Raw genomic sequence first — 25,249 nt, forward strand, 5'->3', positions numbered from 1 at the left:
GGTCAGCGGACCTTGCCCGCGCGGCGCAGCAGGTCCGACAGCGTCGGGAAGTCCTCGCCCAGCACGTCGGCCGCCTGGGACAGCTCGCGGCGGTCGGCGACCCGGCGCAGGAACGCCAGCGCCGAGGCCTCGTCGTCCTCGCTGCCGGTGAGCGGCAACGAGTCGCGGCTCACCGTCGGCTTCGACTCGCGGACCTCGTCCAGCGCGCGCTGCAACGCCTCCGGCGCGCCCGTGGACACGTCGGGCGTCAGCACCTTGCGCTCCAGCATGATCATCCGCGCCAGCACCGACGGGTTGCCGATCTTGGCCCGCCGACCGCTCATCACCTGGCTGAGCATCGGCGCGCTGATGCCGAGGACGTCCGCCAGCTGCGCCTGCGACACGTTGAAGGCCACCACCAACCGGCGCACCCGGTCCCCCAAGGGCTCCCCGTACCACTCGCGTTGCAACGCGAGGTTGCGCTGGACGATCTTGTGGTCCTCCACCTTCGCCTCTCCCTAGCCCGCTCGACGTACCGGGCATCTTGCCAGGTGGAGGCGAGGGGCAAGGGCGGTTCCACCCAGGTGGTTCAACCGTTCACGAGTCCGCAAGGAGATCGCGGGTTTTGCCGACGTCCCGGTGCATCTCCGCGATCAACGCCTCGACGCCGTCGAACTTCTCCATGCCCCGCAGCCGCTCCACGAAGTCCAGCGCGACGCGCTGCCCGTAGAAGTCCTCCGACACGTCGAGCACGAACGCCTCCACCCGGCGTTCCCGGCCGGAGAACGTGGGGTTCGTGCCGACCGACACCGCGGCGCGCAGCCGGCGGCCGTCGGAGTGCACGAACCAGCACGCGTAGACGCCGTCGGCGGGCACCGCGGCGAACCGGGCCGTCGACAGGTTCGCGGTCGGGAAGCCGAGGTCCCGGCCGCGGCCGTCGCCGCGCACGACGATGCCCTCCAGCCGGTGCGGCCTGCCGAGCGCCTGCGCCGCGGCGGCCACGTCGCCCGCGTCGATGCACGCCCTGATGTAGGTGGACGAGTACGTCACGCCGTCGTCGGTCACCAGATCCGCCCCCTCGGTCACGAAACCGAACCGCCTGCCCAACGTCCGCAGCAGGTCGACGGTGCCCATCGCCTTGCTGCCGAACGTGAAGTTCTCCCCCACCACGACCGCCGCCACGTGCAGCCGGTCGACCAGCACCTCGTGCACGAACTCGTCCGCGGGCATCCGCGACACCTCGACGGTGAACGGCAGCACGCAGAACACGTCGACGCCCAGCTGTTCCACCAGCTCCGAGCGGCGGCGGAGGCTCGAGAGCTGCGCCGGGTGGCTGCCCGGCCGGACCACCTCGGACGGGTGCGGGTCGAAGGTCACCAGCACGCTCGGCACACCGCGCTCCCGCGCCAGGTCGACCGCGCGGCCGATCAGCTGCTGGTGCCCGCGGTGCACACCGTCGAACACGCCGATGGTCACGACGCAGCGGCCCCAGCCGCCCGGTAGGTCGTCAAGTCCACGCCAGCGTTGCACGGGTGGAGCCTAAGGCTTGCCGTGCACGTCCCGACCTGCCTGGTGGATCGTGCCGCCCTCGCGCGCGACCGCGCTCTGGTTCACGGTGGTCGACCGGTTCTCGTGGTACGAGCCCAGCGTGCCCGCCTGGATGACCGTCCCGTGCACCGTCCCGGACACGCTGTTGTGCACCCCGCCGGCCCGTGGCCGCTGGTCATCGCCGCGCTGCAACCGGAGCGCGATCGCCACGCCGAGCACCGTCAGCACCACCACGCCCAACCACGCCCACGCGTTGGCGACGAGGTCCGTCGCCAGGTTGACGGCCACCCCGGTGGCGGAAGTCACCACGCCGGCCGCCGCCGGCCACACCCATCGCGCCATGCCGTCCACCGTACGTACCCGCCCACGACGCCAAAACCACCAACGGGTTACCACCCGCGAGCCCGGTCGCCGGGTGCGGCGCCGGCCCGCGCGAGTTCTCCGAGCCGGCGCCGCGACCCGCACCTCGGGTCGCGGCAGCCGGCGCGAGGCGGGCGGCTGATCACGCGTCGTGCGCGCCGGTCGTGCGAATTACGCTTTCGGGCCAACAACTCCACTCGACCGAGTGGACATTGTGGATGGTCGCGCGGGTCAGCCGGCCGGCGTCAGCACGACCAGGGCCTTCGCGATCGGGCCCTCGTCCTTCGCCAGCGCGACCACGTGGCCGTCCGGGCCGAAGACGCCGTAGGTGCCGTCGAGGCCGCCCGCCGGCAGGCGCTGGCCGTGGGACAGCGCGACGACCTCGCGCGGCTCGATCTCGCGGCGCGGGAACGCGGTCGCGACGGCGTCGTCCAGGTTCAGCGACAACCCCGGCTGCTCCTCCAGCTGCGCCAACGTCCGCGCCACCCGCAGGTCGAACGGCCCGACCCGGGTGCGGCGCAGGTTCGCCAGGTGGCCGCCGACGCCGAGGGTCGCGCCCAGGTCGCGGGCCAGCGCGCGCACGTAGGTGCCCGACGAGCACTCCACCATCACGTCCAGCTCGGTCGCCTTGTCCTCGCGGCGCACCGACAGCACGTCGAACCGGTGCACGACCACCGGTCGGGCCGGGATCTCCACCTGCTCGCCGTCGCGGACCCGCGCGTAGGCGCGCTTGCCGTCGATCTTGACCGCGCTCACCGCGCTCGGCACCTGCTGGATGGGCCCGGTCAGCGCGCGGACGCCCTCGTGGATCGCCGCCTCCTCGACCTCGGAGGCGTCGGCGGTGGTCAGGACCTCGCCCTCGGCGTCGTCGGTGGTGGTCGACGCGCCGAGCCGGATCGTGGACAGGTAGGCCTTGCTGTCCAGCGCCAGGTGGCCGAGGAGCTTGGTCGCCCGTTCCACGCCGAGCACCAGCACGCCGGTCGCCATCGGGTCGAGTGTGCCCGCGTGGCCGACCTTGCGGGTGCCGAGGATGCGGCGGACCCGCGCGACGACGTCGTGCGAGGTCATGCCGTCCGGCTTGTCGACGACGACCAGGCCGGGGGGAACGGGGGGACGGGAAGACGATGCGGGCACGACCGAGCATCTTAGGCCTCGGCGAGCGCGTCCCAACGCCGGCGACGGATCTGCACCGGGACCTGCTCGCCCCGCGACTCGGCCGCGAACACCGCGGCACGCGCGCGCCGCCACCACGTCCCGGTCCGCCACACGCCCAGCACCAGCACCGCGGCCACCGGCACGAACGCGATCCGGTACGCCTGCGCGGGCGGCAGGAAGTCCACCAGGTCGAGCACCACGCCGACGGCCAGCGCCATGCCGCTGATCGCGCCGAACCCGCCGACGTTCGCCATGCCGGACGCCGTGCTCACCCGGTGCAGCGGGTTGTAGTCGCGGACCAGCGCGAACGCCACGCCGGACGCCGGGTTGCCGACCGCCAGCACGCCGAACACCACGTACAGCACCGGCAGCGGCACGACCCCGCCCGGCCAGCCCAGCAGCACCACCCAGCACAGCACCGCCGTGCCGAGGTACGAGCCGACGATCGGCATCCGCCACTCGGGGCGGCGCGCGATGACGGTGCCGATCACCGGCCCGGACACGATCGCGACGACCACCAGCATGCTCAGCACCGCGGACGCCTGCGGCCGGCTCAGCCCCTGCGCCTCGACCAGGTACGGGAAGCCCCACAGCAGGCCGAGCAGCGCGGGCGTGGACATGGACGTGAAGTGCACCCAGAAACCCAGCCGGGTGCTGGGCGTGCGCCAGGCTTCGGCCACCCGCCGCGTCACGGTGCGCAACGGCACTCGCTCGACCGGGGGTGGGGTCACCCCGTCGGGAGTTTCCTTGACCCGCAACGCGACCACGATCGAGTACAGCGCGGTCAGCACGCCCGCCCCGAGGAACGTCGCGGTCCAGCCGGTGTGGTCGAGCAGGAGGGTCAACGGCACCGTCGCGACCAGGTTGCCCGCGCCGCCCAGCGCGGCGGACAGCGACATGACCACGGTGAACTTGCGCGGCGGGAAGTGGGCGGCGGCCAGGCGCAGCACGCTGACCCACGTCATCGCGTCGCCGACACCCAGCACGGCGCGCGCGGCGAGGCCGAGCGGGTAGGAGTGCGCGACCGCGAACAGGACCTGGCCGAGACCCATGAGCAGCGTGGCGGCGACGAGCACCCGCCGCGGCCCGAACCGGTCGACCAGCAGCCCCGTGGGGATCTGCATGGCGGCGTAGAGGCCGATCTGGAGGACGGTGAACGTGCCGAGCGCGGCCGGGCCGACCTCGAACCGCTCGCCCGCCTCCAGGCTCGCGACGCCGAGCGACGTGCGGTGGAAGAGGGCGGCGACGTAGACGACGACGGCGGTGGACCAGATCAGCCACGCCTGCCTGGTGGCACGATCGACCGGCACGATCAGGGCTCCGTCCTGGTTCCGAGCAGCACTCTCTCCATCCGAAAACCCTTAGCCTGTGTTAACGATTCCCGGTCGTGGGACTCGCCACAACGCACACCGCGACCACCCGACCGCGCACCGCCAACACCACCGGCGGCCCCCCTCGACCGGCGCGGACCCGCGGGTCAGGTCGGCGCGCCGACCGTGGACCAGCCCTCCGAGCGGGCCCGGTGCAGCAGGGTGACCAGGCGCAGCACCATGAACGCGGACAGGCCCGTCCAGATGCCGACCAGCCCCCAGTCGAGGGCGTACGAGAGCCAGATCAGCGGCAGGAACCCCAGGCCCGCGGACAGCAGCGTCGCGGACCGCAGGAACCTCGCGTCACCCGCGCCCAGCAGCACGCCGTCCAACGCGAACACCACGCCCGCGATCGGTTGCAGCGCCACGAAGAACCACCAGGCGTGCGGTATCTCGGCCAGCACGCCCGGATCCGAGGTGAACACGTGCGGCAGCGGCACCGCCAGCGCCGCGAACACCACGCCCAGCACGACCCCGAACCCCAGCCCGTACCCCGTCACCTGCCACGCGAAGGCCCGCGCCTCGGCCCGCCTGCCCGCACCCAGCGCCGAGCCGACGAGCGCCTGCGCCGCGATCGCGAGCGAGTCGAGCACCAGCGCCAGGAACGTCCACAGCTGCAACACCACCTGGTGCGCGCCGACCGCCGACACCGACGTGCGCGCCGCCACCGACGCCGCCGACACGAAGCACGCCTGGAACGCCAGGCTGCGCACCACCAGGTCACGCCCCAGGCCCAACTGCGCGCGCATCAGCTCCGGCCGGGGCCGCAGCGGCACGCCCTCCGCCCGCAGCGCGGACAGGAAGAACCCCGCCGACACCGCCTGCGCCACCACGTTCGCCACCGCGGAGCCGAGCAGCCCCCACCCGGCCGCGTACACCAGCAGCGGGCACAGCACCGCCGACAGGCCGTTGCCCGCCAGCACGTACACCAGGGGTCTTCGGGTGTCCTGGACGCCGCGCATCCAGCCGTTGCCCGCCAACGTCGTGAGCACGAACGGCGCGCCGATCAACGCGATCCGCAACCACTCCACCGCCGCGTCGGCCACCGGACCGTCGCCCGCCAGCAACCGGGCCGCGGGCGCCGCGAGCAGCTGACCCAGCCCGATCACCACCACGCCGACCGCCAGCGCCAACCAGGTCGCCTGGACACCCTCCTCGACCGCGGCCTGCCGGCGACCCGCGCCGAACAGCCGGGCGGTGCGCGCCGTCGTCCCGTACGACAGGAACGTCAGCTGCGACGCCACCTGCGTGAACAGCACCCCGCCGAGCGCGAGCCCGCCCAGCGGAACCGCGCCCAGGTGCCCCACCACCGCCGTGTCGACCAGCACGTACAGCGGCTCGGCCGCCAGCACGCCCAGCGCGGGCACGGCGAGGCCCAGCACGCGGCGGGCCGGTACTCGGGTCATCGGGTGTCCCCTCCTCTCGAGGAGCACCTTCTCACGGACCACCGACAACTTCGGCGACCATGATCAACAGGGCAGGGGCTCCGACGCGGACCGGACCGCCGCCCGCGGGAACCGTCGGCACCTCGCCGCGTCGCGCGCCCGCTCGACGAGCTAGGCGGCTCCGGATCCGGACGGCCATGATCGACAGGACACCGCGCCGAGCGGCTCGCCTCGCGAAAACCCAGGGGCACCACCACTCCGGGGCAGCCGGCGCCGGCGGTCGTGATCAACCCGCGACGGTCTCCAGGGCCGATCGCAGTGCCGCCACCACGTCGTCCGCGCTGCCCGACGCGGTGAACCCGGACGCCAGTCGGTGGCCGCCGCCGCCCAGCAGCTGCGCGACCTCCCGCACGTCCACGTCCCGCACCGCGCGCAACGACACCGACCACCGCCCCGGCGACAGCTCCTTCACCACCGCCGCCACCTCGGCCTCGGCCGTCGTGCGCACGAGGTCCACCACGCTCTCGACCTCCTCGGGCCGCAGCCCGGCGGCGTCCTCCAGCGTCACGACCGCGTGCACGAACCCGCGCCCACCGGCCGCCGAGGCGTCCAGCGACGCGCGGGACAGCACCCGGGCCAGCATCCCGAGGAACCCGAACGGGTGGGAATCCATCAGCGGACGGGCGACCGCCTCGGCGTCCACCCCCGCCTCCAGCAGCCGGGCCGCCACCAGGTGCGTCGACGCCCGCGCGTGCCGGAACGACCGGGTGTCGGTCACCAGGCCCGCGTACACGCAGCGCGCCACCGGCTCGTCCACCTCGGCGCCCAGCTCGTCCAGCAGCCGCAGCACGACCAGCGCGGTCGCCTCGGCCGTCGGGTCGATCACGTTCACCGTGCCGAACCCGGGGTTGGAGACGTGGTGGTCCAGCACGACCACCGCGCCCGCCGTCGTGACCCGGTCCGCCAGCGGCCCGAGCCGCGACACGCTCCCGGTGTCCAGCGCCACCAGCACCTCGGGCGCGGCGGGCACCTCGGACGCGGGCACCAGCAGACCCGCCGAGTCCAGGTCCTTCAACGTCTCCGGAACGGTGTCGGGCGCGCCGAAGGACACCCGGACGGTCGCGCCGCGCCGGCGCAGGGCGAGGCCGAGGGCCAAGGCGCTGCCCAGCGCGTCGGCATCGGGGTGCACGTGCCCCAGCAGGGTCACGTCGGACGCCGACGACAGCACGCGGGCGGCCTCGGCCAGGGCCTCGTTCAAGTTGGACACGGTGTGGACGCTAGTCGGCTTCCTCGGCCTCACGCGGAGGCTTGTACGGGTCCGGGTCGCCGGCCGGAGCCGCGCCGTGCGCGATCCGCGCCACCTCGGCGTCCGCCTCCCGCGCGCGGGCGAGCAGTTCGTCCATCCGGCGCGCCTCGTCGGGCACGGTGTCGGTGACGAACGTCAGGGTCGGCGTGAACCGGACCCCGGTCTGCTGGCCCACCATGCTCCGCAGCACGCCCTTGGCGGCTTCCAGCGCCGCCGCGGCGCCCGCGAGGTCCGGCGGCGAGTCGATCTTCTCGCCGAGCACGGTGTAGTACACGGTCGCGTCGTGCAGGTCGCCGGTGACCTTCGTGTCGGTGATCGTCACCCGCGCCAACCGCGGGTCCTTGACCTCGTGCTCCAGCGCGGACGCGACGATCTGCGAGATCCGCTTGGACAGCTTGCGAGCCCGTGCCTGGTCGGCCACGGCGCTCCCTCCTTCTACTCGTCCTCCGGCCCGACCAGCCTGTGGCGGGCGGAGAGCAACTCCAGTTCCGGCCGTCCGGCGACGAGCCGCTCGCAGGCGACGAGGACGTCCCTCACATGCTCTGCGTCGGCGGCCACCGCCGCCACTCCGATCAGCGCCCTGCGGTGCAGGTCGAGGTGGCCTGCCTCGGCCACCGCGACCTCGAAGCGGCGGCGGAGTTCCGCCACCACCGGTTTCACCGCGGACCTCTTCTGCTTCAACGAGTGCACGTCTCCGAGCAGCACGTCGAGCTCCAGCGCTCCCACGAACAAGGTCAGGTCACCACGGGGGTTCATGGGACGCGGGGCCGTCCGTGAAGACGACCCCGCGTCACCGTGCCTGCGAGACGATCAGGCGCGCGGCTTCTCGCGCATCTCGAACGTCTCGATGATGTCCCCGACCTTGAGGTCGGAGTAGTTGCCGAGCGTCAGACCGCACTCGAAGCCCTCGCGGACCTCGGTCGCGTCGTCCTTGAACCGCCGCAGCGAGCTGATCGGCAGGTTCTCCTGGACGACGTTGTTGTCGCGCAGCAGGCGGGCCCGGGCGTTGCGCCGGATCTCGCCGGACAGGACCATGCAGCCCGCGATCGTGCCGACCTTGGACGACTTGAAGACGTCCCGGATCTCGGCGCGGCCCAGCTGGACCTCTTCGTACTCCGGCTTGAGCATGCCCTTGAGGGCCTGCTCGATCTCGTCGATCGCCTGGTAGATCACCGTGTAGTAGCGGACGTCGACGCCCTCGCGGTTGGCCAGCTCGGTGGCCTTGCCCTCGGCCCGGACGTTGAAGCCCAGGACGATCGCGGAACCCGCGACGGCGAGGTTGATGTCGCCCTCGGTGATGCCACCGACGCCGCGGTGGATGACCCGCAGCTCGACGTCGTCGCCGACCTCGATCTTGAGGAGCGCGTCCTCCAGTGCCTCGACGGTACCGGAGTTGTCACCCTTGATGATCAAGGTGAGCTGGCTGGTCTCCTTCAGCGCGGCGTCCAGGTCCTCCAGGCTGACGCGCTTGCGCTTCGCCGCGTTCTGGGCGTTGCGCGTGCGGGCCTGGCGGCGCTCGGCGATCTGCCGGGCCACCCGGTCCTCGTCCACGACCAGGAAGCTGTCGCCCGCGCCGGGCACCGAGGTCAGACCGATGACCTGGACCGGGCGGGACGGCGTCGCCACCGTCACGTCGTCGCCGTGCTCGTCCACCATGCGGCGGACGCGGCCGTAGGCGTCACCCGCCACGATCGAGTCACCGACGCGCAGCGAACCGCGCTGCACCAGCACCGTGGCGACCGGACCGCGACCGCGGTCGAGGTGCGCCTCGATCGCGACGCCCTGGGCCTCCATGTTCGGGTTGGCCCGCAGGTCGAGCGACGCGTCGGCGGTCAGCAGGATCGCCTCCAGCAGCCCGTCGATGTTCACGGCCTGCTTGGCCGAGATGTCGACGAACATGGTCTCGCCGCCGTACTCCTCGGCGACCAGCCCGTACTCGGTGAGCTGCTGGCGGATCTTGGCGGGGTTGGCCCCCTCCTTGTCGATCTTGTTGACCGCGACCACGATCGGCGCGTTGGCCGCCTGGGCGTGGTTGATCGCCTCCACCGTCTGCGGCATGACGCCGTCGTCGGCCGCCACCACGATGACCGCGATGTCGGTCGAGTTCGCACCACGCGCACGCATGGCGGTGAACGCCTCGTGACCCGGGGTGTCGATGAAGGTGATGAGGCGCTCGTTGCCCTCCAGCTCCGTGCGGACCTGGTAGGCACCGATGTGCTGGGTGATGCCGCCGGCTTCGCCCTCGGCCACCTTCGCCTTGCGGATGGTGTCCAACAGGCGCGTCTTGCCGTGGTCGACGTGACCCATGACGGTGACGACCGGCGGGCGGATCTGGAGGTCGTCCTCGCCGCCGGCGTCCTCGCCGTAGGTGATGTCGAACGTCTCCAGCAGCTCGCGGTCCTCCTCCTCGGGGGACACGACCTGCACGACGTAGTTCATCTCGGAGCCGAGCAGCTCCAGGATCTCGTCGGACACCGACTGCGTCGCGGTGACCATCTCGCCGAGGTGGAACAGCACCTGCACCAGCGAGGCCGGGTTGGCGTTGATCTTGTCGGCGAAGTCGGTCAGCGAGGCGCCACGCGGCAGGCGGATCGTCTCGCCGCTGCCCTTGGGCAGGCGGACGCCACCGACCGAGGGCGCCTGCATGTTGTCCATGTACTCCTGGCGCTTCTGGCGCTTGGACTTGCGTCCACGCCGCGCCGGACCACCGGGACGGCCGAACGCGCCGGCCGCGCCACCGCGACCACCGGGGCCACCGCCGCCGGGACGACCGCGGAAGCCACCGCCGCCACCGCCACCACCGGCCGGGGCGCCACCGCCACCGCCGCCGGGGCGGAAGCCACCGCCGCCGCCACCGCCACCACCGCCGCCGGGACGGAAGCCGCCACCGCCGCCGCCCCCACCGGGACCGCCGCTGCGGAAACCGCCGCCGCCACCGCCGCCACCGGGACGACCGCCACCGCCGCCGCCACCGGGACCACGACCGCCACCACCGGGGCCGCCGCCGGGACGACCGCCGCCACCGCCACCGCCACCAGGACGGGGACCGGCCGGCCGGCCGGGCATCATGCCCGGGTTCGGCCGCGGCGGCATGTTGCCCGGGTTCGGGCGCGGGCCGCCGGAACCGGCGGAGCCGCCGGGACGGGGACCGGCCGGACGCGGGTCGCCGGGCTTCGGGCCGCGCTCGGGGCGGTCACCGCGCTCGGGACGGTCGCCGGGACCGTTGGGAGCCTGTGGGCGGGGCGCCTGCGGACGCGGCGCGGGAGCGCCACCGCCGACGCCGAACGGGTTGTTGCCCGGCCGCGGCGGACGGGAACCGGCGGGCTTGGGAGCCTGCGGCCTCGGCGGCACGACGGACGGGGTCTGCTGCTGCGCGGCGGCGGGCTGCTGCTGCTGCGGAGCACGGGGGCCCGGACGCGGACCGGCCGGCTTGGGAGCCGACTGGGGCGCGGGCGACTGCTTCGGTGCCGACTGCGGCGCGGGCGCCGCAGCGGCCGGGGGTGCGACCGGAGCCGCCTGGGCCGCGGGTGCGACCGGGGCGGGCGCCGGCGCGACCGGAGCCGGTGCGGGCTTGGGTGCCTGCGGCTTCGGGCCCGGAACCGGACGGGGACCGGGCTTGCCGAACGGGACCGGGGGGCGCGCGTCGGTCCGCGGCTCCGACGAGGCACTCGGCTGGGCCGAGGACTGCGCGGGCGCGGACGGCTTGGGCGGCCCCGGACGGGCGCCGGAGGACTTGGACTTGCCCTCGGACTTGGCGTACGCGTCACGGAGCCGTCGGGCCACGGGGGCCTCGACGGTGCTCGAAGCGGACTTGACGTACTCGCCCTGGTCGGCGAGCTTCGTCAGGAGTTCCTTGCTGGTGACGCCCAGTTCTTTCGCGAGTTCGTGTACACGGGCCTTGCCTGCCACTGCTCTCCTCAGGTGTTGAGGTCGGCGGCAGTCCCGTCGACCTCGTCTTAACGTCGCGCGTTCATGTCTTCAGCTTCACGGCTGACTCATGACGGGTCGACCTGCTTCCTTGCTTCCTGCCGGATCCGGGACGATCCCGGTTCCGTCTTCACGTGCCGCTCCAGGTGGCCGCGCACGTCGCCGACGTCGAGCGGACCCTGGACCCGGAAGGCCCGGGGGAACGCCCGGCGCTTCTCGGCGGCGTGGAGGCAGTCCGGCGAGGGGTGCAGCCAAGCACCCCTACCGGGCAACCTACGACGTGTGTCCGGAACCACGGTTCCGGCCACCACCACCACTCGCAGCAGCTCGGAGGGCAACGCCCGAGCGCGGCATCCTATGCACGTACGAACTGGGCCGATGTGCGCGGAATCCGATCCCCGACGTTGAACCACTGCGCAGTCTATCTCCTGCTGCCTAATCGGCCGAACCGGATGTCGCCGCGCCCGCCGGTGCGGGCCCGCCGGCCTCCGCGTCGCTCCGGATGTCGATGCGCCACCCGGTGAGTCGGGCGGCCAGCCGGGCGTTCTGGCCCTCCTTGCCGATGGCGAGGGAGAGCTGGAAGTCCGGCACCACGACGCGCGCGGTCTTGGCGCGCTCGTCGAGCACCTTGACCGAGACAACCTTCGCGGGCGACAGGGCATTCCCGACGAACGTGGCCGGGTCGTCCGAGTGGTCGATGATGTCGATCTTCTCACCGGCCAGCTCGCTCATCACGTTGCGCACCCGGGCGCCCATCGGGCCGATGCACGCGCCCTTGGCGTTCACGCCGCTGACCGACGACCGGACCGCGATCTTGGACCGGTGGCCCGCCTCGCGCGCCACGGCCGGGATCTCGACGGTGCCGTCGGCGATCTCCGGCACCTCCAGCGCGAACAGCTTGCGCACCAGGTTCGGGTGCGTGCGCGACAGGGTGATCTGCGGGCCGCGCGCGCCCCGGGACACCCCGACCACGTAGCACTTGATCCGCGAGCCGTGCTCGTAGGCCTCGCCGGGCACCTGCTCGGCGGGCGGCAGCACGCCCTCCGTGTCGCCGACCTGGACCACGACCATGCCGCGCGCGTTGGCCCGGGCGTCGCGCTGCACGACGCCGCCGATGATCTCGCCCTCCTTGGCCGAGAACTCGCCGAAGGTGCGCTCGTGCTCGGCGTCGCGCAGCCGTTGCAGGATGACCTGGCGCGCGGTGGTCGCGGCGATGCGGCCGAAACCCTCCGGGGTGTCGTCCCACTCCTCCGTCACGACGCCGTCGGGACCGATCTCCTGCGCCAGGACGCGGACCTCACCGGTTTTGCGGTCGATCTCCACCCGCGAGTGCGAGTGGTGGCCCTCGGTGTGCTTGTACGCGGTGAGCAGTGCGGTCTCGATGGCTTCGAGCACGGTGTCGAAGGGGATGTCCTTGTCCCGTTCGATCGCCCTGAGAGCGGCGATGTCGACGTTCACTCCGACTCCTCCTTCGCTTGCTTGCCGTCGAGGAGCGCGAGCTCCTCCACCGGCGGCTGCTTGAACTCCACTTCCACGACGGCGCGCTCGATCGTCGAGTACTCGACGCGGCGCAGCTCGCCCTTCACCAGCAGCACGACCCCCGAGTCGTCGGCTTCACCGACCCGGCCGAACCACTCGACCGCGTCGGGCTGCTTGACCTTCACCAGCCGCAGCCGGTTGCGCTTCCAGTGCCGGGGCCGGGTCAGCGGGCGCTCGGCGCCCGGGGAGGTCACCTCGAGCGTGTACGCGCCCGCGATCAGGTGGTCGTGCGCGTCGAGCGCTGCGGACACCGCGCGGCTGGCCTGGGCGACCTCGTCCAGTCCGATGCCGTCGTCGCCGTCCACGACCACCTTGACCAGCCTGCGGCGCCCAGCCTGGTTCACGTCGAGGGATTCGAGGTCGAAGCCGATGGCCTCCACCGCTTCCCGCACGACGGGTGTGAGCTGCGCGGCGAGTTCTCCGCGCGGCGGGCTGGACACGTGGCGACTCCTTTGAGTTGTGAGCATGGCTGCCCCGACCGACGTTTCGCGCGCCGGCCGTGGTCGCCCAGACTATCTCCTCCGGCGGGTGCCGCACGCCTCGCCGCGTGCCGGGCGGGCTCTGGCAGGATCGGCGGTCGTGATCGGACGAACGGCGCTCACCAGGCGCGGGCTGCTGGTGGCCGCGGCCACCGCGCCGCTGGTAGTCGCGTGCACCACACAGCCGCCCGCACCACCGCCTCCGGACGTGCTGGAGCCGCTGGCCGCGGCGGCGCGCGCGGACGCGGCGTTGGCCACCGCGTTGCAGGCGCCGGACACGGCCTCGGCGCGGACCGAGCACGCGGCGAGGTTGCAGGCGGAGATCGACCGCGCGACGCCGCGGGTTCCGGGCAGCCCCGTGCCGTCGACCGCGCCGTCCGCGGTGCTCGCGCCGCCGTCGCCGACCCGGGACGCGCTGGTGCAGTCGCTGCGGACGGCCCAGAAGCAGGCGGGCGAGTTGCTGCCGTCGTTGCCGACGTACCGGACGGGGTTGGTGGGCTCGATCGCCGCCGGGTGCGCGAGTCTGGTGGAGGCGCTGTCGTGAGCGGTCCCGGTGGTTTCGGCAATGGCTTCGGCAGTGGTTTCGCGGGCCGTCGGGTCGGCGCGGTCACGACGACGGCGGCGGCGCCCGCCGGGTCGGACGTGGACGCGGTGCAGCAGGCGCTGGCCGCCGAGCACGCGGCGGTGTGGACGTACGGGCTGGTGAGCGCGTTCGTGGACAACCAGGCGCCGGTGTCGGAGGGCGCGAACGACCACCGCGCCCGCCGGGACGCCACGGAACGGCTGCTCCGGGACAAGGGCGCGACCCCGAAACCCCCGGCACCGGCCTACCTGCCGCCGCAGCCGGTGGAGAACGCGAACTCGGCGGTCGCGGCGCTGATCGCGGTGGAGTCCGACGTGTGCACGGCCTGGCACGGCGTGCTGGAGCGCACCGAGGACGCCGACCTGCGCAAAACGGCCCTCGACGCCCTCACGGTGTCGGCCGTCCGCGCGACGAGGTGGCGCAAAACCGCCGGCGTGACCCCGGTCCCGATCACCCTCCCGGGCACCGCCGTCGGCTGACCCTCCCCCGGTCCGCACCCACGCGACGCGCGGCGGGCCGGCCGCCGCGGCCCGGCACCGAAGGCGCGACACGGCGACCCGACACCGAAACCCCAGCCGCACCCTGCCGACTCGGCGACACTCCGCCGGGCTGAACCGCGCCCTGCCGGATCCCGACCACGCCCCACCAGGCTCAGCCGAGCCCCACCGCGCTCAGCCAACCCAGCGCCACCCCGCCGGGTTCAACCGCGCTCGGCTGCCCCTTGTCGCGCTCAGCGACGCCTTGCCGGGGCTCAGCGGCGCCTTGCCGGACTCAGCCGGCCTTCGCAGGATGGCCGGGAGCGACGAGTCGCAGCGGCCGCGCGAAACCGCAGGGCGGGTCCCAAAAGTCAACAATCCCATCGTTCAACAATCGAACGATCCTCGACCCGCAACCCTCAAAAGGGGCGTCAGATCGTAGAATCGTGCAGTTGTTGAACAACTGAACGGCCGCTTTCGCGAGACGAAGATCACTCGAAAAGGTGAACTTCACGAATGAAATCCGGCCCTGCCGGCCCGAAATCAAGCCGATCGGGTGGGAATCCGCGCCCGGAGTCGGAGCCGACCGGACCCAAGGGCGGCCGGACCCAAGGGCCGCTGATCCAAGGGCGGCTGGACTGGGGTGGCCGGACCGGGAGTGGCCGGATCAGGGGTGGATCCGGGCGGGCGATGGTCGGGCGAGTGGTCGGTGCAGTGGAGCCGACGCGTGGCAGGGCTGGTCGACCGGTCAGGCGGGTCGGTTTCGAGGGAACGACCTCGCCCGACCGGGCTTGAGCCTGAACCGCCCGACCGAACCCGGCTCGGCTGGGCCTGGTTCGAACCGGCCGAGTCGGACCGAACCGGGCTGTACCGAACCGGGCTGTACCGAACCGGGCTGTACCGGGCTGGACTGGACGACTCGAGCCGGAACACCAGTCCGTCGGTTGGTCGGTTGGTCGGTCGGTTCAGTTGGTGATGTCCGCGGCCAGGCGGAAGGCGTCGATCGAGATGCGCTTCATCTCGGCGTTGTGGGCGGTGGCGTCGGTGCCGCGTTCGACCGAGTCGGACTCGACGATGATCACGTCGCGGTCCTTCAGGGTTGCCGCGAAGCCGCCGGCGGCCAGGGTCTTCAGGCCTGGCACGGCCACCGCGCCGTCCTTGACCAGGTCGTTCACGTTGCCCGTCCCGTCACGGGTGGTCAGGTCCTTCAGCTTGGCCGCGTCCGCCTCGGACGCCATCCGCACCACCGACACCGACGTGTAGACCGTCCGCCCCTCCAGCACCGTCGTGAACAACTGCCGCGCCAACTGCTTGCACGGCGTCGTCGTCAGGAACTCCTTGGTCTGCCCGTACGCGTGCGGCACGCACGTCGAGTCCTTTAGCGGCAGCGGGGCCTGGGGGGACGGGGTGAACACGAACGCGCCCGACGGGGTCGAGGTACTGGCGGCCGGGGTCGACTTCGGCGAGTCCGACGGGGACACCACCACCCACACCAGGCCGGCCAGGACGGCGACCACGAGCAGGCCCGCCCCCTTCAGCAGCCACCCGCGCCGGGCGGTCGAGGGTCGGGGCCGGGACGGTGCCGGTGGAGCGGGCGGCGAGCCCATCAGCGAGTCCAGGCGACCGATCTCGGACCGCCACAGCGGCGCGGTGTCCGAGGGGCCGGGTGGCACCGGCGGGATCCGCTGCGTCACCTCTTCGGGTGATTCGGGAGGAATCGACACGAAGACTCACGGTAACGGACGGCGGTCACTCCAGCGCTTTCAGCACAAGCTGGACATCCTCGAGCGTGTTGTACAGGTGGAACCCGATCCGCACCCGCCCGGCGCGCACACTGGCCCGCACCCCCGGCAGCGAGGCGACCGGCAGCGCCACGATCGGCGAGCCTCCCAGCGGAATTCCCACCCGTTCGCGCACCACGTCGGCCAGTCCTACGCAGTGGTCGCGCACCGCGCCGAGGTCCAGCGACGCCAACCACGGCAGCGTCACCGCAGCGCCGTACTGCGACAGCCACACCGGCGAGAGGTCGAGCCGGCGCGCGTCGGCCGCCGAGCGCAGCGGGAGTCCGTACACCGTGGCCCACGGGTCCTCGCCGCCGTACCAGTTCGCGGTCACCGCGCGGGTGCCGTCCAGGGCCGACGCGCGACCCGCGAGCCAGGCCGCGCCGCGGGGCGCCAACAGCCACTTGTAGCAGGCCGCGACCACCCAGTCCGCCCAGTCGAGCGACAGCGGCATCCAGCCGACGGCCTGCGTGGCGTCCAGCAGCACCGGCACCCCGGCCGCGCGCAGCCCGTCGAGGTCGACCACCCGCCCGTCGGCCGACTGCACGACGCTGACCGCGACCAGGTCGTGCCGCGGCGCCTCGGCGGCGATCGACTCCAACGGCACTTCGGTGATCCGCAACCCGCGCGCCGCGAACGGGAAGGTGAGGCTGGTGAACTCGCCCTCCGCGACGAGCACCGACGTGCCCTCCGGCACCGACGCGGCGACCAGCGCCACCAGTTGCGCCACCGACGCGCCGACCGCGACCCGGTCCGCCGGCACGCCGACGAGCCGCCCGAACGCCGCCCGCGCGGCCGCGACGTGCGGTTCCACCGCGTCCGGCCCGTCGGCGCCGGAAGCCCACCGCGCCACCCGCTCGGTGACCGCGGTCGCGGCCGACGCGGGCGGTACGCCGATGCCCGCGGTGTTCAGGTAGCCCGCCGGGACGTCGAAGACCTCTCCGAATGCGCTGCGCATGAAGCCATCACACGGTCTGGGCGCCCTCGCCGTCCAGGGTGGTCGAGGTGTCGGGGACCACGGCGACGCGGGGCTTGCGGCGCGCGTAGACCTGCTTGCGGACGCGGGCCACCACCTCGCCGGTCGGCGTGGTGACCTCGACCGGGAACCACACGAGGGCCTTGGCGCCGTCGGCGGTGCGGGCGCGGAGTTCGGCGAGGTGGTCGTTGGTCAGGGTGAACTCGGCCTCCACCGTGCCGCGGCCCGGGGTGACGAACTCCACCTCGGCGGCGCGGTCCCACACCAGGTACTCGCGGCCCAGGTTGTTCAGGACCAGGAGCATCCAGAACGGGTCGGTCATGGCGAACAGGGAGCCGCCGAAGTGGGTGCCCACGTAGTTCCGGTTCCAGCGGCGCAGGCGCAGGCGGACCTTGGCGTGCCGGAAGTCGGGCGACAGGGTCACGACCTTGATGCCGGCGAAGAGGAACGGCGGCCACAGGTTCATGCCGCGGCGGAGGGTGGAGGCCTTCATGAGGGGTAGGTTACCCGTCGGTAATGTCAGCGGAGGGCGATGATGTTCCTCGTCACCAGGCCCGCCGCGTCCGAGCACAGCCAGGCGACCACGCCGGCGACCTCCGCGGGCTGTGACACGTGGTGCGCGGCACGGACCGCGTCGTTCACCCAACCGGTGTCGGTGACCCCCGGTTTGACCACGTTCGACGTCACGCCGTGCTCCCACAGCTCGGCCGCCGCCGACATCGCGTAGTTGTCCAGCGCCGCCTTCGCCGCGCCGTAGGACACCTCGCTCGGGAACCCGCCGGGCCCGCCCGAGGTCAGGCCGACGATCCGGCCCCAGTTCCCGCCGCGCGCCAGGTGCCGCCGGGCGAACTCGGCGATCAGCAGCGCGCCCGCCCGGGCGTCCACCGCGAACTGGGCGTCGAACGTCTGCGGTGTCACGGCCTTCAGCACCCGGCCGAACTGGTCGGACTCGGCGACGAGGAACGTGTCCTGCACCCACCCCGAGGCGTTGTTGACCAGCACGTCCACCGGCCCGAACACCCGCTCGGCGGTGTCGAACACCCGGGCGGGCGCGGTCGGGTCGGTCAGGTCGGCCTCGACGGCGTGCGCCCGTCCGCCCGCCTCCCGGATCGCCGCCACGACGTGGTCGGCGCCGGACTCGCGGTCGGCGAAGTAGCGGGCGGGTGTCGAGGGGTCCGGCGCCGGGGCGAAGCGCAGGAACGTGATCAGGACGGCCACGCCCTGCGCGGCGAGGGCCCGAGCGGTGGCTGCCCCGATGCCCTGGTTGGCGCCGGTGACGATCGCGGTGTGCTGCACGGTTGCGCATCCTGCACGATCAGGGACATGCGCAGCGAGGAATTCGAGATCCGGACCGGCGGGGAAGAGGTCGTGCACGACCTGACGCCCCTGTGCGAGCGGTTCCTGTCCGACGTGGACGGGGACGGGCTGCTCAACGTCTGGGTGCCGCACGCCACCGCGGGCCTGGCGGTGCTGGAGACCGGCGCGGGCAGTGACGACGACCTCCTGGCGGCGTTGCGCGAGCTGCTGCCGGCGGACGGCCGGTGGCGGCACCGGCACGGCACCCCGGGCCACGGGCGCGACCACGTGCTGCCCGCGCTGGTGCCGCCGTACGCGACGATCCCGGTGCTCGGCGGGGTGCTCGCGCTGGGCACCTGGCAGTCGGTCTGCCTGGTGGACACCAACGTCGACAACCCGGTGCGCCGGGTCCGGCTCAGCTTTCTCTCCGGGTGACGCGCACCGGCGCGGTACGGTTCACCCGTGACTTACCCAGGTGACGGACAGGGCGGCTGGGGCGGCCGGTCCGGCCAGGGCCAGGGCGACTGGGGTCAGCAGAACCAGGGCTACCCCCAGCAACCGGGCCACGGCTACGGCGATCCCCAGCAGCAGCAACCACAACCGCCGTACGGCTACGGCGACCAGGGCTATCCGCAGCAGGTGTCCTACCCGGCCTACCCGCAGCAGCAACAGGCCCAGTACGGCGGCTACGGCGGGCTGGGCGTGTTCTCCGGCGGTGAGCCGCCGAGGAAGAACCGCACGCCGCTGTGGATCGCGCTGGCGGTGGCCGTGGTGCTGATCGCGGGCGGTGTCACGGCGTTCGTGCTGACCAGGGGCGACGGCACGAACCAAGCCGGTCCCACGAGCACCGGCGCGACGCCGAAGCCGACTACGTCGAGCAGCGCGCCGAAGACCACGTCGCCGCAGAACGAGCCGGTGACGTGCAAGGCGGCCAAGCCCGACTGGAACTGCCTGCCGGTGCCCGACCTGTCCTACAGCTACGAGGTGCCCAAGGGCTGGTCGCCCGTCCCCGGCACGGCGACCGTGGACGGCGCGGACGCCAAGCTGATCGGCCTGACCGTCACCGGCAAGTACGACTGCGAGGGCAAGGGCTACAACCGCGGCGGCACGGGCGGCGTGGTGGTGCCGGCGAGCGACCTGACCGCCGTCGCCAAGGACTTCGCGGCGAAGCTCGGCAAGCAGTACTACAACTCCGGCACGACCTCGGACGTGAAGCTGAGCGAGCCGAAGTCCGTGAAGGTCCCGTTCGACAACAAGGGCAAGAAGGTGGAGATCGAGGGCGTCCAGGTGGACGCCACGATCACCACGTCCGGCAGCGCGTGCCTGGCCACCAAGGGCATGGTGAAGATCCTGGTGCTCAAGGGCGACCCGGGTTTCCACGTGTTCATGGCCAACGGCGACCTGGAGGGCGGGCCGAAGACGCCCGCGCCGCCCACCGAGGCCGACCTCCAGGCGATGGTGGACTCCGTCAAGCCCCTGCCGGTGAAATGACCTACACGGGTTTCGGCGTCTACCAGCAGCAGCCGCCCCCGCCGCCGCCCCGGTCGAACCGCCGTCCACTGTGGACGGTTCTCGGCGTGGTGGTCGTGCTGGCGGTGGCGGGCGCGGTGACCGGTGTGGTGCTGGCCGCCCGCGGCGAGGAGCAGGCCGCGCCGGCGTCGACCACGAGCACGGCGCCCGCGCCGGAGTGGCAGGTGGTCGAGGACGAGGCGGCCGAGATCGCCTACGACCTGCCGCCGTCGTGGGAGAACAGCGGCGGCGGGGTCGCGGACCGGTTGCGGCTGACCAAGACCTGGGTGTCCCGGCCGTTCCAGTGCCAGGGGCGCAACATGATCCAGGCGATGGTCGGGTCCGGCGGGCTCGCGAACCCGGACGCGCGCGGGGTGGCGACGGGCGCCGTCCGGGCGGTGGCGCGCGCCGGGTACGCGATCGACCAGGTCGAGCCGGACATCGCCGACCCGGTGGTGTCCGCCGAGACCGACGACCGGCTGGTGCTGAGCGTGGCGGTGAAGCCGAACGCGGTGAGCGCGTGCTTCTCCCCCGCCGCGACCGTGACGGCCGTGGCGCTGCGCAAGGGGCCGAAGGTGTGCGTACTGGTGCTGAACGTGGCCGAGGGCGGACCGCACGTCGCGGAGGGCCCGTCGGACGAGGACGTGAAACGGATCCTGGAGAGCGTGCGACTGCTGTGAACACCTTGGTGCTGTGGGACATCGACCTGACCCTGATCGACGCTCGCGGCCTCGGCCACGGCTGGTACCGCACCGCGCTGCGGTCCGCGCTGGGGCTCGACCTCGTGCACACGCCGAGCTTCCCCGGCCGCACCGAGCGCGCGATCACGATGGAACTGCTGACGGCGCACGACGTGCGGCCGACCGACGAGCTGATCTCCCGGCTGCACGCGGAACTGATCGCGGTGGCCACGGCGGAGAAGGACCTGCTGTCCGTGCGCGGCAAGGCGTTGCCGGGCGCGCTGGCGGCGGTCGAGGCGCTAGCGGGCCGCGCGGACGTCGTGCAGTCGCTGGTGACCGGGAACCTGGTGGAGATCGCCCGCTACAAGCTGGCCGCGTTCGGCCTGGACGCGCACTTGGACTGGGAGATCGGCGGCTACGGCTCGGTGTCCGAGCACCGGCCGGAACTCGTGCTGGAGGCCGTGCGACTGGCGTCGGCCAAGCACGGCGCGGAGTTCCGGGCCGTCGTCATCGGCGACACCCCGCACGACGTGCACGCCGCGTTGGCGCACGACGCGGTGGCGATCGGGGTGGCGACCGGGCGCAGCACCGCGGAGGAGCTGGTCGAGGCCGGGGCGCACGTCGTGCTGGCGGACCTGGCGGACACGGCCGCGGTGCTGGCCGCCGTGCTCGCGTCCGAGGACTAGCCGACGCCGCGCGACCTGTTCGTCGAGGAGAACGGGAACGAGGGGGGCCGGACCGGCCCCCCTCGTTCGCCCACCGGGAACTCGTCGCCGACTAGCCCCGGACCACGTCCACCAGGTGCTGCACGGCCGCGTCCAGCGCGACCTCCTCGCGGTCGCCGGTGCGCCGGTCCTTGACCTCGACCAGGCCGTTGGCCAGGCCGCGGCCGACCACCAGGATCGTGGGCACACCGACGAGTTCGGCGTCCGCGAACTTGACGCCGGGGCTGGCCTTGCGGTCGTCCAGCAGCACCTTCAGGCCGCGCTCGGACAGCTCGCCCGCCAGCTTCTCGCCGCCGGCCAGCAGCGTCTCGTCCTTGCCCGCCACCACCACGTGCACGTCGTACGGCGACACGTTGCGGGGCCAGACGAGGCCGCGCTCGTCGTGGCTCTGCTCGGCGATCACCGCGACCAGGCGGGACACGCCGATGCCGTAGGAACCCATGGTGATGCGGATGGGCTTGCTGTCCGGGCCGAGGGCGTCGAGCCCGAACGCGTCGGCGTACTTGCGGCCCAGCTGGAAGATGTGGCCGATCTCGATGCCGCGCGCGGCGACGAGCACGCCCTTGCCGTCGGGCGACGGGTCGCCCTCGCGGACCTCGGCCACGTCGATCACGCCGTCCGGGGTGAAGTCGCGGCCCTGGGTCAGGTCCACCACGTGGTGGTCGGCCTTGTCCGCGCCGGTGACCCACGCCGTTCCGCGCGCCACGCGGGGGTCGACCAGGTAGCGGACACCGTTGGCCTGGAGCGACGCCGGACCGATGTAACCCTTGACCAGGAACGGGTTCTTCGCGAAGTCCGCCTCGTCCAGCATCGCGGTCTCGGCGGGCGAGACGGCCGCCTCCAGGCGCTTGAAGTCGACCTCGCGGTCGCCGGGCACGCCGATCGCCAGCAGTTCCGGCTCCTTGACGCCGGGGTGCTGGAGCTTCACCAGGACGTTCTTCAGGGTGTCCGCGGCGGTGAAGGTGCGATCGGTGTTGGCGTTGAGGAACTCCACCAGCGAGTCGATCGTGGGGGTGTTCGGCGTGTGGTGCACCTGCGCCTCGGGCTGCGCGGCCGGGTCCTGCTCGGCCGGCGCGGGCGTGACGACGGCCTCGACGTTGGCCGCGTAGTCCGACTCCGTGCTGCGGACGAACGTGTCCTCGCCGGTGGGCGCGACCGCCAGGAACTCCTCCGACGCCGAGCCGCCCATCGCGCCGGACGTGGCGGAGACGATCACGTACTCCAGGCCGAGGCGGTCGAAGACCCGGATGTAGGTCTCGCGGTGCCGCCGGTAGGACTCGGCCAGGCCCTCGTCGGTGAGGTCGAAGGAGTACGAGTCCTTCATGACGAACTCGCGGCCGCGCAGGATGCCCGCGCGCGGACGCGCCTCGTCGCGGTACTTGGTCTGGATCTGGTAGAGCGTGACCGGGTAGTCCTTGTAGCTGCTGTACTCGCCCTTCACGGTGAGCGCGAACAGCTCCTCGTGGGTCGGGCCCAGCAGGTAGTCGGCGCCCTTGCGGTCCTTGAGGCGGAACAGGTTCGGGCCGTACTCGGTCCACCGGTTCGTGGCCTCGTAGGGCTCCTTGGGCAGCAGCGCGGGGAACTGGATCTCCTGCGCGCCCGAGGCGTCCATCTCGTCGCGGACGATCTGCTCGACGTTGCGCAGCACCCGCAGGCCCAGCGGCAACCACGAGTAACCACCCGGGGCGACGCGGCGGACGTAGCCTGCGCGGACCAGCAGCCGGTGGCTGGGTACCTCGGCGTCGGCCGGGTCCTCGCGCAGCGTGCGCAGGAACAGCGACGACATCCTGGTGATCACGGTGGGTGCTCCTCGGGGCGCGGGTGGTGCCAGAAGGGTAATGAACAGGGGTCGGCGGGTTCCAACGGGTTCCGCCGGACGTGAAACACCCTTGGGGCGGGTGCGCCGGGGTGGTGGGGTCGCGGGCATGGATGTCGTCTACGTGCACGGGTCCTGCGTGACGGACGCCGCGTGGTGGTGGTCGTCGATGGTCGGACCGCTGGCCTCGGGCGGGCTGCGGTCGGTGGCGGTGGAGTTGCCGAGCTGCGGTGACGGAGGGTCGTTCGAGGACGACGTGGCGGCGGTGACGGCGGCGGTCGAGGGGCCGGCGCTGCTCGTGGGTCACTCGTACGGGGGAATGGTCGCGACGGAGGCGGCGGCCCGGGTGGCGGTGGCCGGGTTGGTCTACGTGGCGGCGGTGGTGCCGGCGGCCGGCGAATCGATGGGGTCGCTGTCGGACGGGCCCCCGCCGCCCTTCCTGGACTTCGGGGCGGAGGACGTGGGCGCGGTGGCGTCACTGGTGCCGCCGTACTTCCTCCAGGACTGCGCCGCGGACGTGGTCGAGGGCGCCGTGGCGCGGCTGGTGCGGCAGAGCCGGTCGGTGTTCGCGGCGGAGGCGTCCTCCGGGCCGGCCGCGCCGTCGTGGTACGTGGTGTGCACAGAGGACCGGGCGACCGTCCCTTCGCGACAGCGGTTCTTCGCCGGGCGGGCGGATCACGTGGTGGAGCTGGCTTCCGGGCACCACCCGATGCTCTCCCGACCACTGGAGTTGGCCTCGGCGATCCTGCGCGCGGCGGAAATTGTCGGTGGTCGCCGCTAGCGTGCGGGTCATGGCGTTGGACATCGGCATGATCACGATCGACACCCGCGACCCCCGGCGGTTGGCGGAGTTCTGGACGCGCGCGCTGGGCGTGCGGGTCGAGCACGACTGGGGCGAGTTCCTGGTGCTGGGTCGGGCGCGCGAGGGTGGCGTGCAGCTGGGCCTCCAGCAGGTGGCGGACCCGGTCGAGGGCAAGAACCGGTTGCACTTCGACGCGCACGTGGCGGACCGGGCGGCGGAGGTGCGGCGGCTGGTGGAGCTGGGCGCGACGGAGGTGGCCGAGCACGCCGTGCCGGGTCTCCGGTGGACGGTGCTGGCCGACCCGGACGGCAACCAGTTCTGCGTCGGGCAGCCGGAGTGGGCGCAGGAAGGGGGCGCCGGCTGACCCGAACGAGCGACCACGACCGAGTGGTTTTCGGCCGAGCCGGGCCTGCCGCCCTGAGCGAACCCCGCACTCGGGGCAGGCCCGGCCCGGCGACGTGGGGTCCGAGGCTGGGGCGGGGTGCTGGACCGAGCTCGGGGCTGAGGCTCGGGGCTGAGGCTCGGGGCTGAGGCTCGGTATGAGGCGCGGCTCAGCCGGGACCCAGGACTTAAGGCGCGGCTCGGGGCCGGGGCTCGGGCTTGAGGCAGAGCTCGGGGCACGGCTTGAGGTGGGGCTCGGCTTGAGGCAGAGCTCGGGCCTTGAGACGGGGCTCGGCTTGAGGCGCGGCTCGGGGCCGGGGCTCAGGGCTTGAGGCAGAGCTCGGGGCACGGCTTGAGGTGGGGCTCGGCTTGAGGCGCGGCTTGGAGCCGGGACTCAGGGTCGAGGCGCAGCTCGGCTTGAGGCGCGGCTCGGGGCCCGAGGCGGGCTTGGACTCGGATCCCCGACTAGGGCTCGTGGGTGGGTCGATCTTGAGTCGGTGCTCGGGGTGCTCGGGCGGGCGGTGCGCGGCTGTGGTTCGCGACTGCGGTTTGCGACTGCGGTTTGCGACTGCGCGTCGGAGGGAGGGCCGGGAGGCGTCGGGGCACCCGGAATTGTCGGGGGTGGGTCCTAGCATCCGGTTCGTGAGCATGATCGGGAATCTGGTGCGGTTGACTCGGGTCGAGCTGGAGACCGCGTTGGCGGACGCGGACTGGGTTCGGGAGTTCGTGGACTCGATGCTCGAGGAGGACGAGGAGGACCCTCGGCACCTCTGCGTGGGGAAGGCCTGGCACGCGTTGGGGTTCCTGACCGGGCGGCTCGGGTTTCCGGTGGACGTGGTGTGCGGGGAGCAGGAGGTGCCCTGGGACGAGGAGTGGGGGTACGGGCCTCTTCGGTACCTCACGCCCGAGCAGGTCGAGGTGGCGGACAAGGCGGTGCGCGGGGTGAACGTCGGGGAGTTGCTCGACGGGGTCTCGGCCGGGGATCTCGTGGCGGCCGAGGTGTACCCGGTGTCGGTGTGGGAGGACGAGTTCTCGTTCGAGTTCGTGTCCGCCGAGTACGTGCGGCTCGGGCGGTTCCTGCGGGCGGCGGCGTGGGCCGGCAACGGGGTGATCGCCTGGATCGACTGAGGGCGCAAACGTTTGCCGGCCGCCCGGGTCCCGGCCGGATCGTCCACC

Annotated in this window: 27 protein-coding genes; 9 read left to right on the plus strand and 18 right to left on the minus strand. The window is 72.8% G+C overall.

Going from position 1 to position 25,249, the window contains the following annotated elements:
* Window positions 1-2: 2 nt before the first annotated feature.
* The 13 genes from AB0G50_RS19270 to rimP form a co-directional block, all read right to left on the minus strand.
* Window positions 3-485, minus strand: a complete 483-nt coding sequence (locus tag AB0G50_RS19270; RefSeq protein WP_360110065.1) for a helix-turn-helix transcriptional regulator — start codon at window positions 483-485, stop codon at window positions 3-5.
* A 91-nt stretch (window positions 486-576) separates the two neighbouring features.
* Window positions 577-1,509: a bifunctional riboflavin kinase/FAD synthetase gene (locus AB0G50_RS19275; protein ID WP_360110068.1), complete on the minus strand. Its 933-nt coding sequence runs from the start codon at window positions 1,507-1,509 to the stop codon at window positions 577-579.
* A gap of 9 nt (window positions 1,510-1,518) precedes the next feature.
* Complete coding sequence (locus AB0G50_RS19280; protein WP_360110071.1) at window positions 1,519-1,869, minus strand: hypothetical protein; 351 nt, start codon at window positions 1,867-1,869, stop codon at window positions 1,519-1,521.
* A gap of 249 nt (window positions 1,870-2,118) precedes the next feature.
* Complete coding sequence (gene truB / locus AB0G50_RS19285) at window positions 2,119-3,021, minus strand: tRNA pseudouridine(55) synthase TruB (RefSeq protein ID WP_360110074.1); 903 nt, start codon at window positions 3,019-3,021, stop codon at window positions 2,119-2,121.
* Window positions 3,022-3,032: 11 nt separating this feature from the next.
* Window positions 3,033-4,352, minus strand: coding sequence for an MFS transporter (locus tag AB0G50_RS19290; protein WP_360110077.1), 1,320 nt, complete (start codon window positions 4,350-4,352; stop codon window positions 3,033-3,035).
* A 167-nt stretch (window positions 4,353-4,519) separates the two neighbouring features.
* Window positions 4,520-5,818, minus strand: a complete 1,299-nt coding sequence (locus AB0G50_RS19295; RefSeq protein ID WP_360110080.1) for an MATE family efflux transporter — start codon at window positions 5,816-5,818, stop codon at window positions 4,520-4,522.
* A gap of 265 nt (window positions 5,819-6,083) precedes the next feature.
* Window positions 6,084-7,064, minus strand: a complete 981-nt coding sequence (locus AB0G50_RS19300; RefSeq protein ID WP_360110083.1) for a bifunctional oligoribonuclease/PAP phosphatase NrnA — start codon at window positions 7,062-7,064, stop codon at window positions 6,084-6,086.
* 10 nt (window positions 7,065-7,074) lie between these two features.
* Entirely contained in the window at window positions 7,075-7,524 is a 450-nt protein-coding gene (rbfA, locus tag AB0G50_RS19305) for a 30S ribosome-binding factor RbfA (protein ID WP_360110086.1), read from the minus strand.
* A gap of 14 nt (window positions 7,525-7,538) precedes the next feature.
* Window positions 7,539-7,835: a DUF503 domain-containing protein gene (locus AB0G50_RS19310; protein ID WP_360110310.1), complete on the minus strand. Its 297-nt coding sequence runs from the start codon at window positions 7,833-7,835 to the stop codon at window positions 7,539-7,541.
* Between the two features lie 78 nt (window positions 7,836-7,913).
* Window positions 7,914-11,012 carry a translation initiation factor IF-2 gene (infB, locus tag AB0G50_RS19315; RefSeq protein ID WP_360110089.1) on the minus strand — a complete coding sequence of 1,033 codons (3,099 nt, stop codon included), beginning with the start codon at window positions 11,010-11,012 and terminating at the stop codon, window positions 7,914-7,916.
* Between the two features lie 86 nt (window positions 11,013-11,098).
* A complete protein-coding gene (locus tag AB0G50_RS19320) occupies window positions 11,099-11,443 on the minus strand; it encodes a YlxR family protein (protein ID WP_360110092.1) in 345 nt (114 codons plus the stop codon).
* A gap of 22 nt (window positions 11,444-11,465) precedes the next feature.
* On the minus strand, window positions 11,466-12,488 hold the full coding sequence (nusA, locus tag AB0G50_RS19325) for a transcription termination factor NusA (RefSeq protein WP_360110095.1): 1,023 nt from the start codon (window positions 12,486-12,488) through the stop codon (window positions 11,466-11,468).
* Window positions 12,485-13,009, minus strand: a complete 525-nt coding sequence (gene rimP / locus AB0G50_RS19330; protein ID WP_360110098.1) for a ribosome maturation factor RimP — start codon at window positions 13,007-13,009, stop codon at window positions 12,485-12,487. The genes nusA and rimP overlap by 4 nt, the downstream gene beginning before the upstream one ends.
* A gap of 139 nt (window positions 13,010-13,148) precedes the next feature.
* Between rimP and AB0G50_RS19335 the strand changes: the two genes are divergently transcribed.
* Together AB0G50_RS19335 and AB0G50_RS19340 are read left to right on the plus strand one after the other, a co-directional pair.
* The gene (locus tag AB0G50_RS19335) at window positions 13,149-13,592 is read left to right on the plus strand and encodes a hypothetical protein (protein ID WP_360110101.1); all 444 of its coding nucleotides are present in this window, start codon (window positions 13,149-13,151) and stop codon (window positions 13,590-13,592) included.
* Window positions 13,589-14,110, plus strand: coding sequence for a ferritin-like domain-containing protein (locus AB0G50_RS19340; RefSeq protein ID WP_360110104.1), 522 nt, complete (start codon window positions 13,589-13,591; stop codon window positions 14,108-14,110). The genes AB0G50_RS19335 and AB0G50_RS19340 overlap by 4 nt, the downstream gene beginning before the upstream one ends.
* A gap of 962 nt (window positions 14,111-15,072) precedes the next feature.
* Here AB0G50_RS19340 and AB0G50_RS19345 read toward each other — a convergent pair.
* The 4 genes from AB0G50_RS19345 to AB0G50_RS19360 are packed head-to-tail and all read right to left on the minus strand — an operon-like array spanning window position 15,073 to window position 18,160.
* Window positions 15,073-15,831 carry a hypothetical protein gene (locus tag AB0G50_RS19345; protein ID WP_360110107.1) on the minus strand — a complete coding sequence of 253 codons (759 nt, stop codon included), beginning with the start codon at window positions 15,829-15,831 and terminating at the stop codon, window positions 15,073-15,075.
* A 25-nt stretch (window positions 15,832-15,856) separates the two neighbouring features.
* Window positions 15,857-16,846 carry an aminotransferase class V-fold PLP-dependent enzyme gene (locus AB0G50_RS19350; protein WP_360110110.1) on the minus strand — a complete coding sequence of 330 codons (990 nt, stop codon included), beginning with the start codon at window positions 16,844-16,846 and terminating at the stop codon, window positions 15,857-15,859.
* A gap of 7 nt (window positions 16,847-16,853) precedes the next feature.
* The gene (locus AB0G50_RS19355; RefSeq protein WP_360110113.1) at window positions 16,854-17,357 is read right to left on the minus strand and encodes a DUF4442 domain-containing protein; all 504 of its coding nucleotides are present in this window, start codon (window positions 17,355-17,357) and stop codon (window positions 16,854-16,856) included.
* 26 nt (window positions 17,358-17,383) lie between these two features.
* Window positions 17,384-18,160, minus strand: a complete 777-nt coding sequence (locus AB0G50_RS19360; RefSeq protein ID WP_360110116.1) for an SDR family NAD(P)-dependent oxidoreductase — start codon at window positions 18,158-18,160, stop codon at window positions 17,384-17,386.
* 27 nt (window positions 18,161-18,187) lie between these two features.
* On the opposite strand from AB0G50_RS19360, the gene AB0G50_RS19365 reads away from it, so the two are divergent.
* Genes AB0G50_RS19365 through AB0G50_RS19380 form a run of 4 tightly spaced genes read left to right on the plus strand, consistent with a single transcriptional unit; the run spans window position 18,188 to window position 21,035 of the window.
* Window positions 18,188-18,595 (plus strand): YjbQ family protein, encoded by a 408-nt coding sequence (locus AB0G50_RS19365; protein WP_360110119.1) that lies wholly within the window; start codon window positions 18,188-18,190, stop codon window positions 18,593-18,595.
* Between the two features lie 27 nt (window positions 18,596-18,622).
* Complete coding sequence (locus tag AB0G50_RS19370; RefSeq protein WP_360110122.1) at window positions 18,623-19,651, plus strand: hypothetical protein; 1,029 nt, start codon at window positions 18,623-18,625, stop codon at window positions 19,649-19,651.
* Entirely contained in the window at window positions 19,648-20,349 is a 702-nt protein-coding gene (locus AB0G50_RS19375) for a hypothetical protein (RefSeq protein ID WP_360110125.1), read from the plus strand. Before AB0G50_RS19370 ends, AB0G50_RS19375 begins: the two co-directional genes overlap by 4 nt.
* Entirely contained in the window at window positions 20,346-21,035 is a 690-nt protein-coding gene (locus AB0G50_RS19380; RefSeq protein ID WP_360110128.1) for a haloacid dehalogenase-like hydrolase, read from the plus strand. Before AB0G50_RS19375 ends, AB0G50_RS19380 begins: the two co-directional genes overlap by 4 nt.
* Window positions 21,036-21,126: 91 nt before the next feature.
* Here the strand turns inward: AB0G50_RS19380 and AB0G50_RS19385 are convergent, their stop codons facing one another.
* Window positions 21,127-22,872 (minus strand): proline--tRNA ligase, encoded by a 1,746-nt coding sequence (locus AB0G50_RS19385; RefSeq protein ID WP_360110131.1) that lies wholly within the window; start codon window positions 22,870-22,872, stop codon window positions 21,127-21,129.
* 127 nt (window positions 22,873-22,999) lie between these two features.
* Here AB0G50_RS19385 and AB0G50_RS19390 point away from each other — a divergent pair, with 127 nt between their 5' ends.
* The 3 genes from AB0G50_RS19390 to AB0G50_RS19400 all read left to right on the plus strand — a co-directional run bounded on the left by AB0G50_RS19390 (window position 23,000) and on the right by AB0G50_RS19400 (window position 25,201).
* Window positions 23,000-23,671 carry an alpha/beta hydrolase gene (locus AB0G50_RS19390; RefSeq protein ID WP_360110134.1) on the plus strand — a complete coding sequence of 224 codons (672 nt, stop codon included), beginning with the start codon at window positions 23,000-23,002 and terminating at the stop codon, window positions 23,669-23,671.
* 10 nt (window positions 23,672-23,681) lie between these two features.
* Complete coding sequence (locus tag AB0G50_RS19395; RefSeq protein ID WP_360110137.1) at window positions 23,682-24,056, plus strand: VOC family protein; 375 nt, start codon at window positions 23,682-23,684, stop codon at window positions 24,054-24,056.
* A 665-nt stretch (window positions 24,057-24,721) separates the two neighbouring features.
* Complete coding sequence (locus AB0G50_RS19400) at window positions 24,722-25,201, plus strand: YfbM family protein (RefSeq protein WP_360110313.1); 480 nt, start codon at window positions 24,722-24,724, stop codon at window positions 25,199-25,201.
* Window positions 25,202-25,249: the final 48 nt, after the last annotated feature.

Origin of the sequence: Actinosynnema sp. NPDC020468, from assembly GCF_040642015.1 — a bacterium.
Lineage (GTDB): Bacteria > Actinomycetota > Actinomycetes > Mycobacteriales > Pseudonocardiaceae > Actinosynnema.

What these genes read in the sequence shown, in the direction of transcription:
- AB0G50_RS19355 (WP_360110113.1), bottom strand. Translation starts at nt 17,357, where the DNA reads ATGAAGGCCTCCACCCTCCGCCGCGGCATGAACCTGTGGCCGCCGTTC.
- AB0G50_RS19295 (WP_360110080.1), bottom strand. Translation starts at nt 5,818, where the DNA reads ATGACCCGAGTACCGGCCCGCCGCGTGCTGGGCCTCGCCGTGCCCGCG.
- AB0G50_RS19390 (WP_360110134.1), top strand. Translation starts at nt 23,000, where the DNA reads ATGGATGTCGTCTACGTGCACGGGTCCTGCGTGACGGACGCCGCGTGG.
- AB0G50_RS19280 (WP_360110071.1), bottom strand. Translation starts at nt 1,869, where the DNA reads ATGGCGCGATGGGTGTGGCCGGCGGCGGCCGGCGTGGTGACTTCCGCC.
- AB0G50_RS19375 (WP_360110125.1), top strand. Translation starts at nt 19,648, where the DNA reads ATGACCTACACGGGTTTCGGCGTCTACCAGCAGCAGCCGCCCCCGCCG.
- AB0G50_RS19395 (WP_360110137.1), top strand. Translation starts at nt 23,682, where the DNA reads ATGGCGTTGGACATCGGCATGATCACGATCGACACCCGCGACCCCCGG.
- AB0G50_RS19365 (WP_360110119.1), top strand. Translation starts at nt 18,188, where the DNA reads ATGCGCAGCGAGGAATTCGAGATCCGGACCGGCGGGGAAGAGGTCGTG.
- AB0G50_RS19350 (WP_360110110.1), bottom strand. Translation starts at nt 16,846, where the DNA reads ATGCGCAGCGCATTCGGAGAGGTCTTCGACGTCCCGGCGGGCTACCTG.
- AB0G50_RS19400 (WP_360110313.1), top strand. Translation starts at nt 24,722, where the DNA reads ATGATCGGGAATCTGGTGCGGTTGACTCGGGTCGAGCTGGAGACCGCG.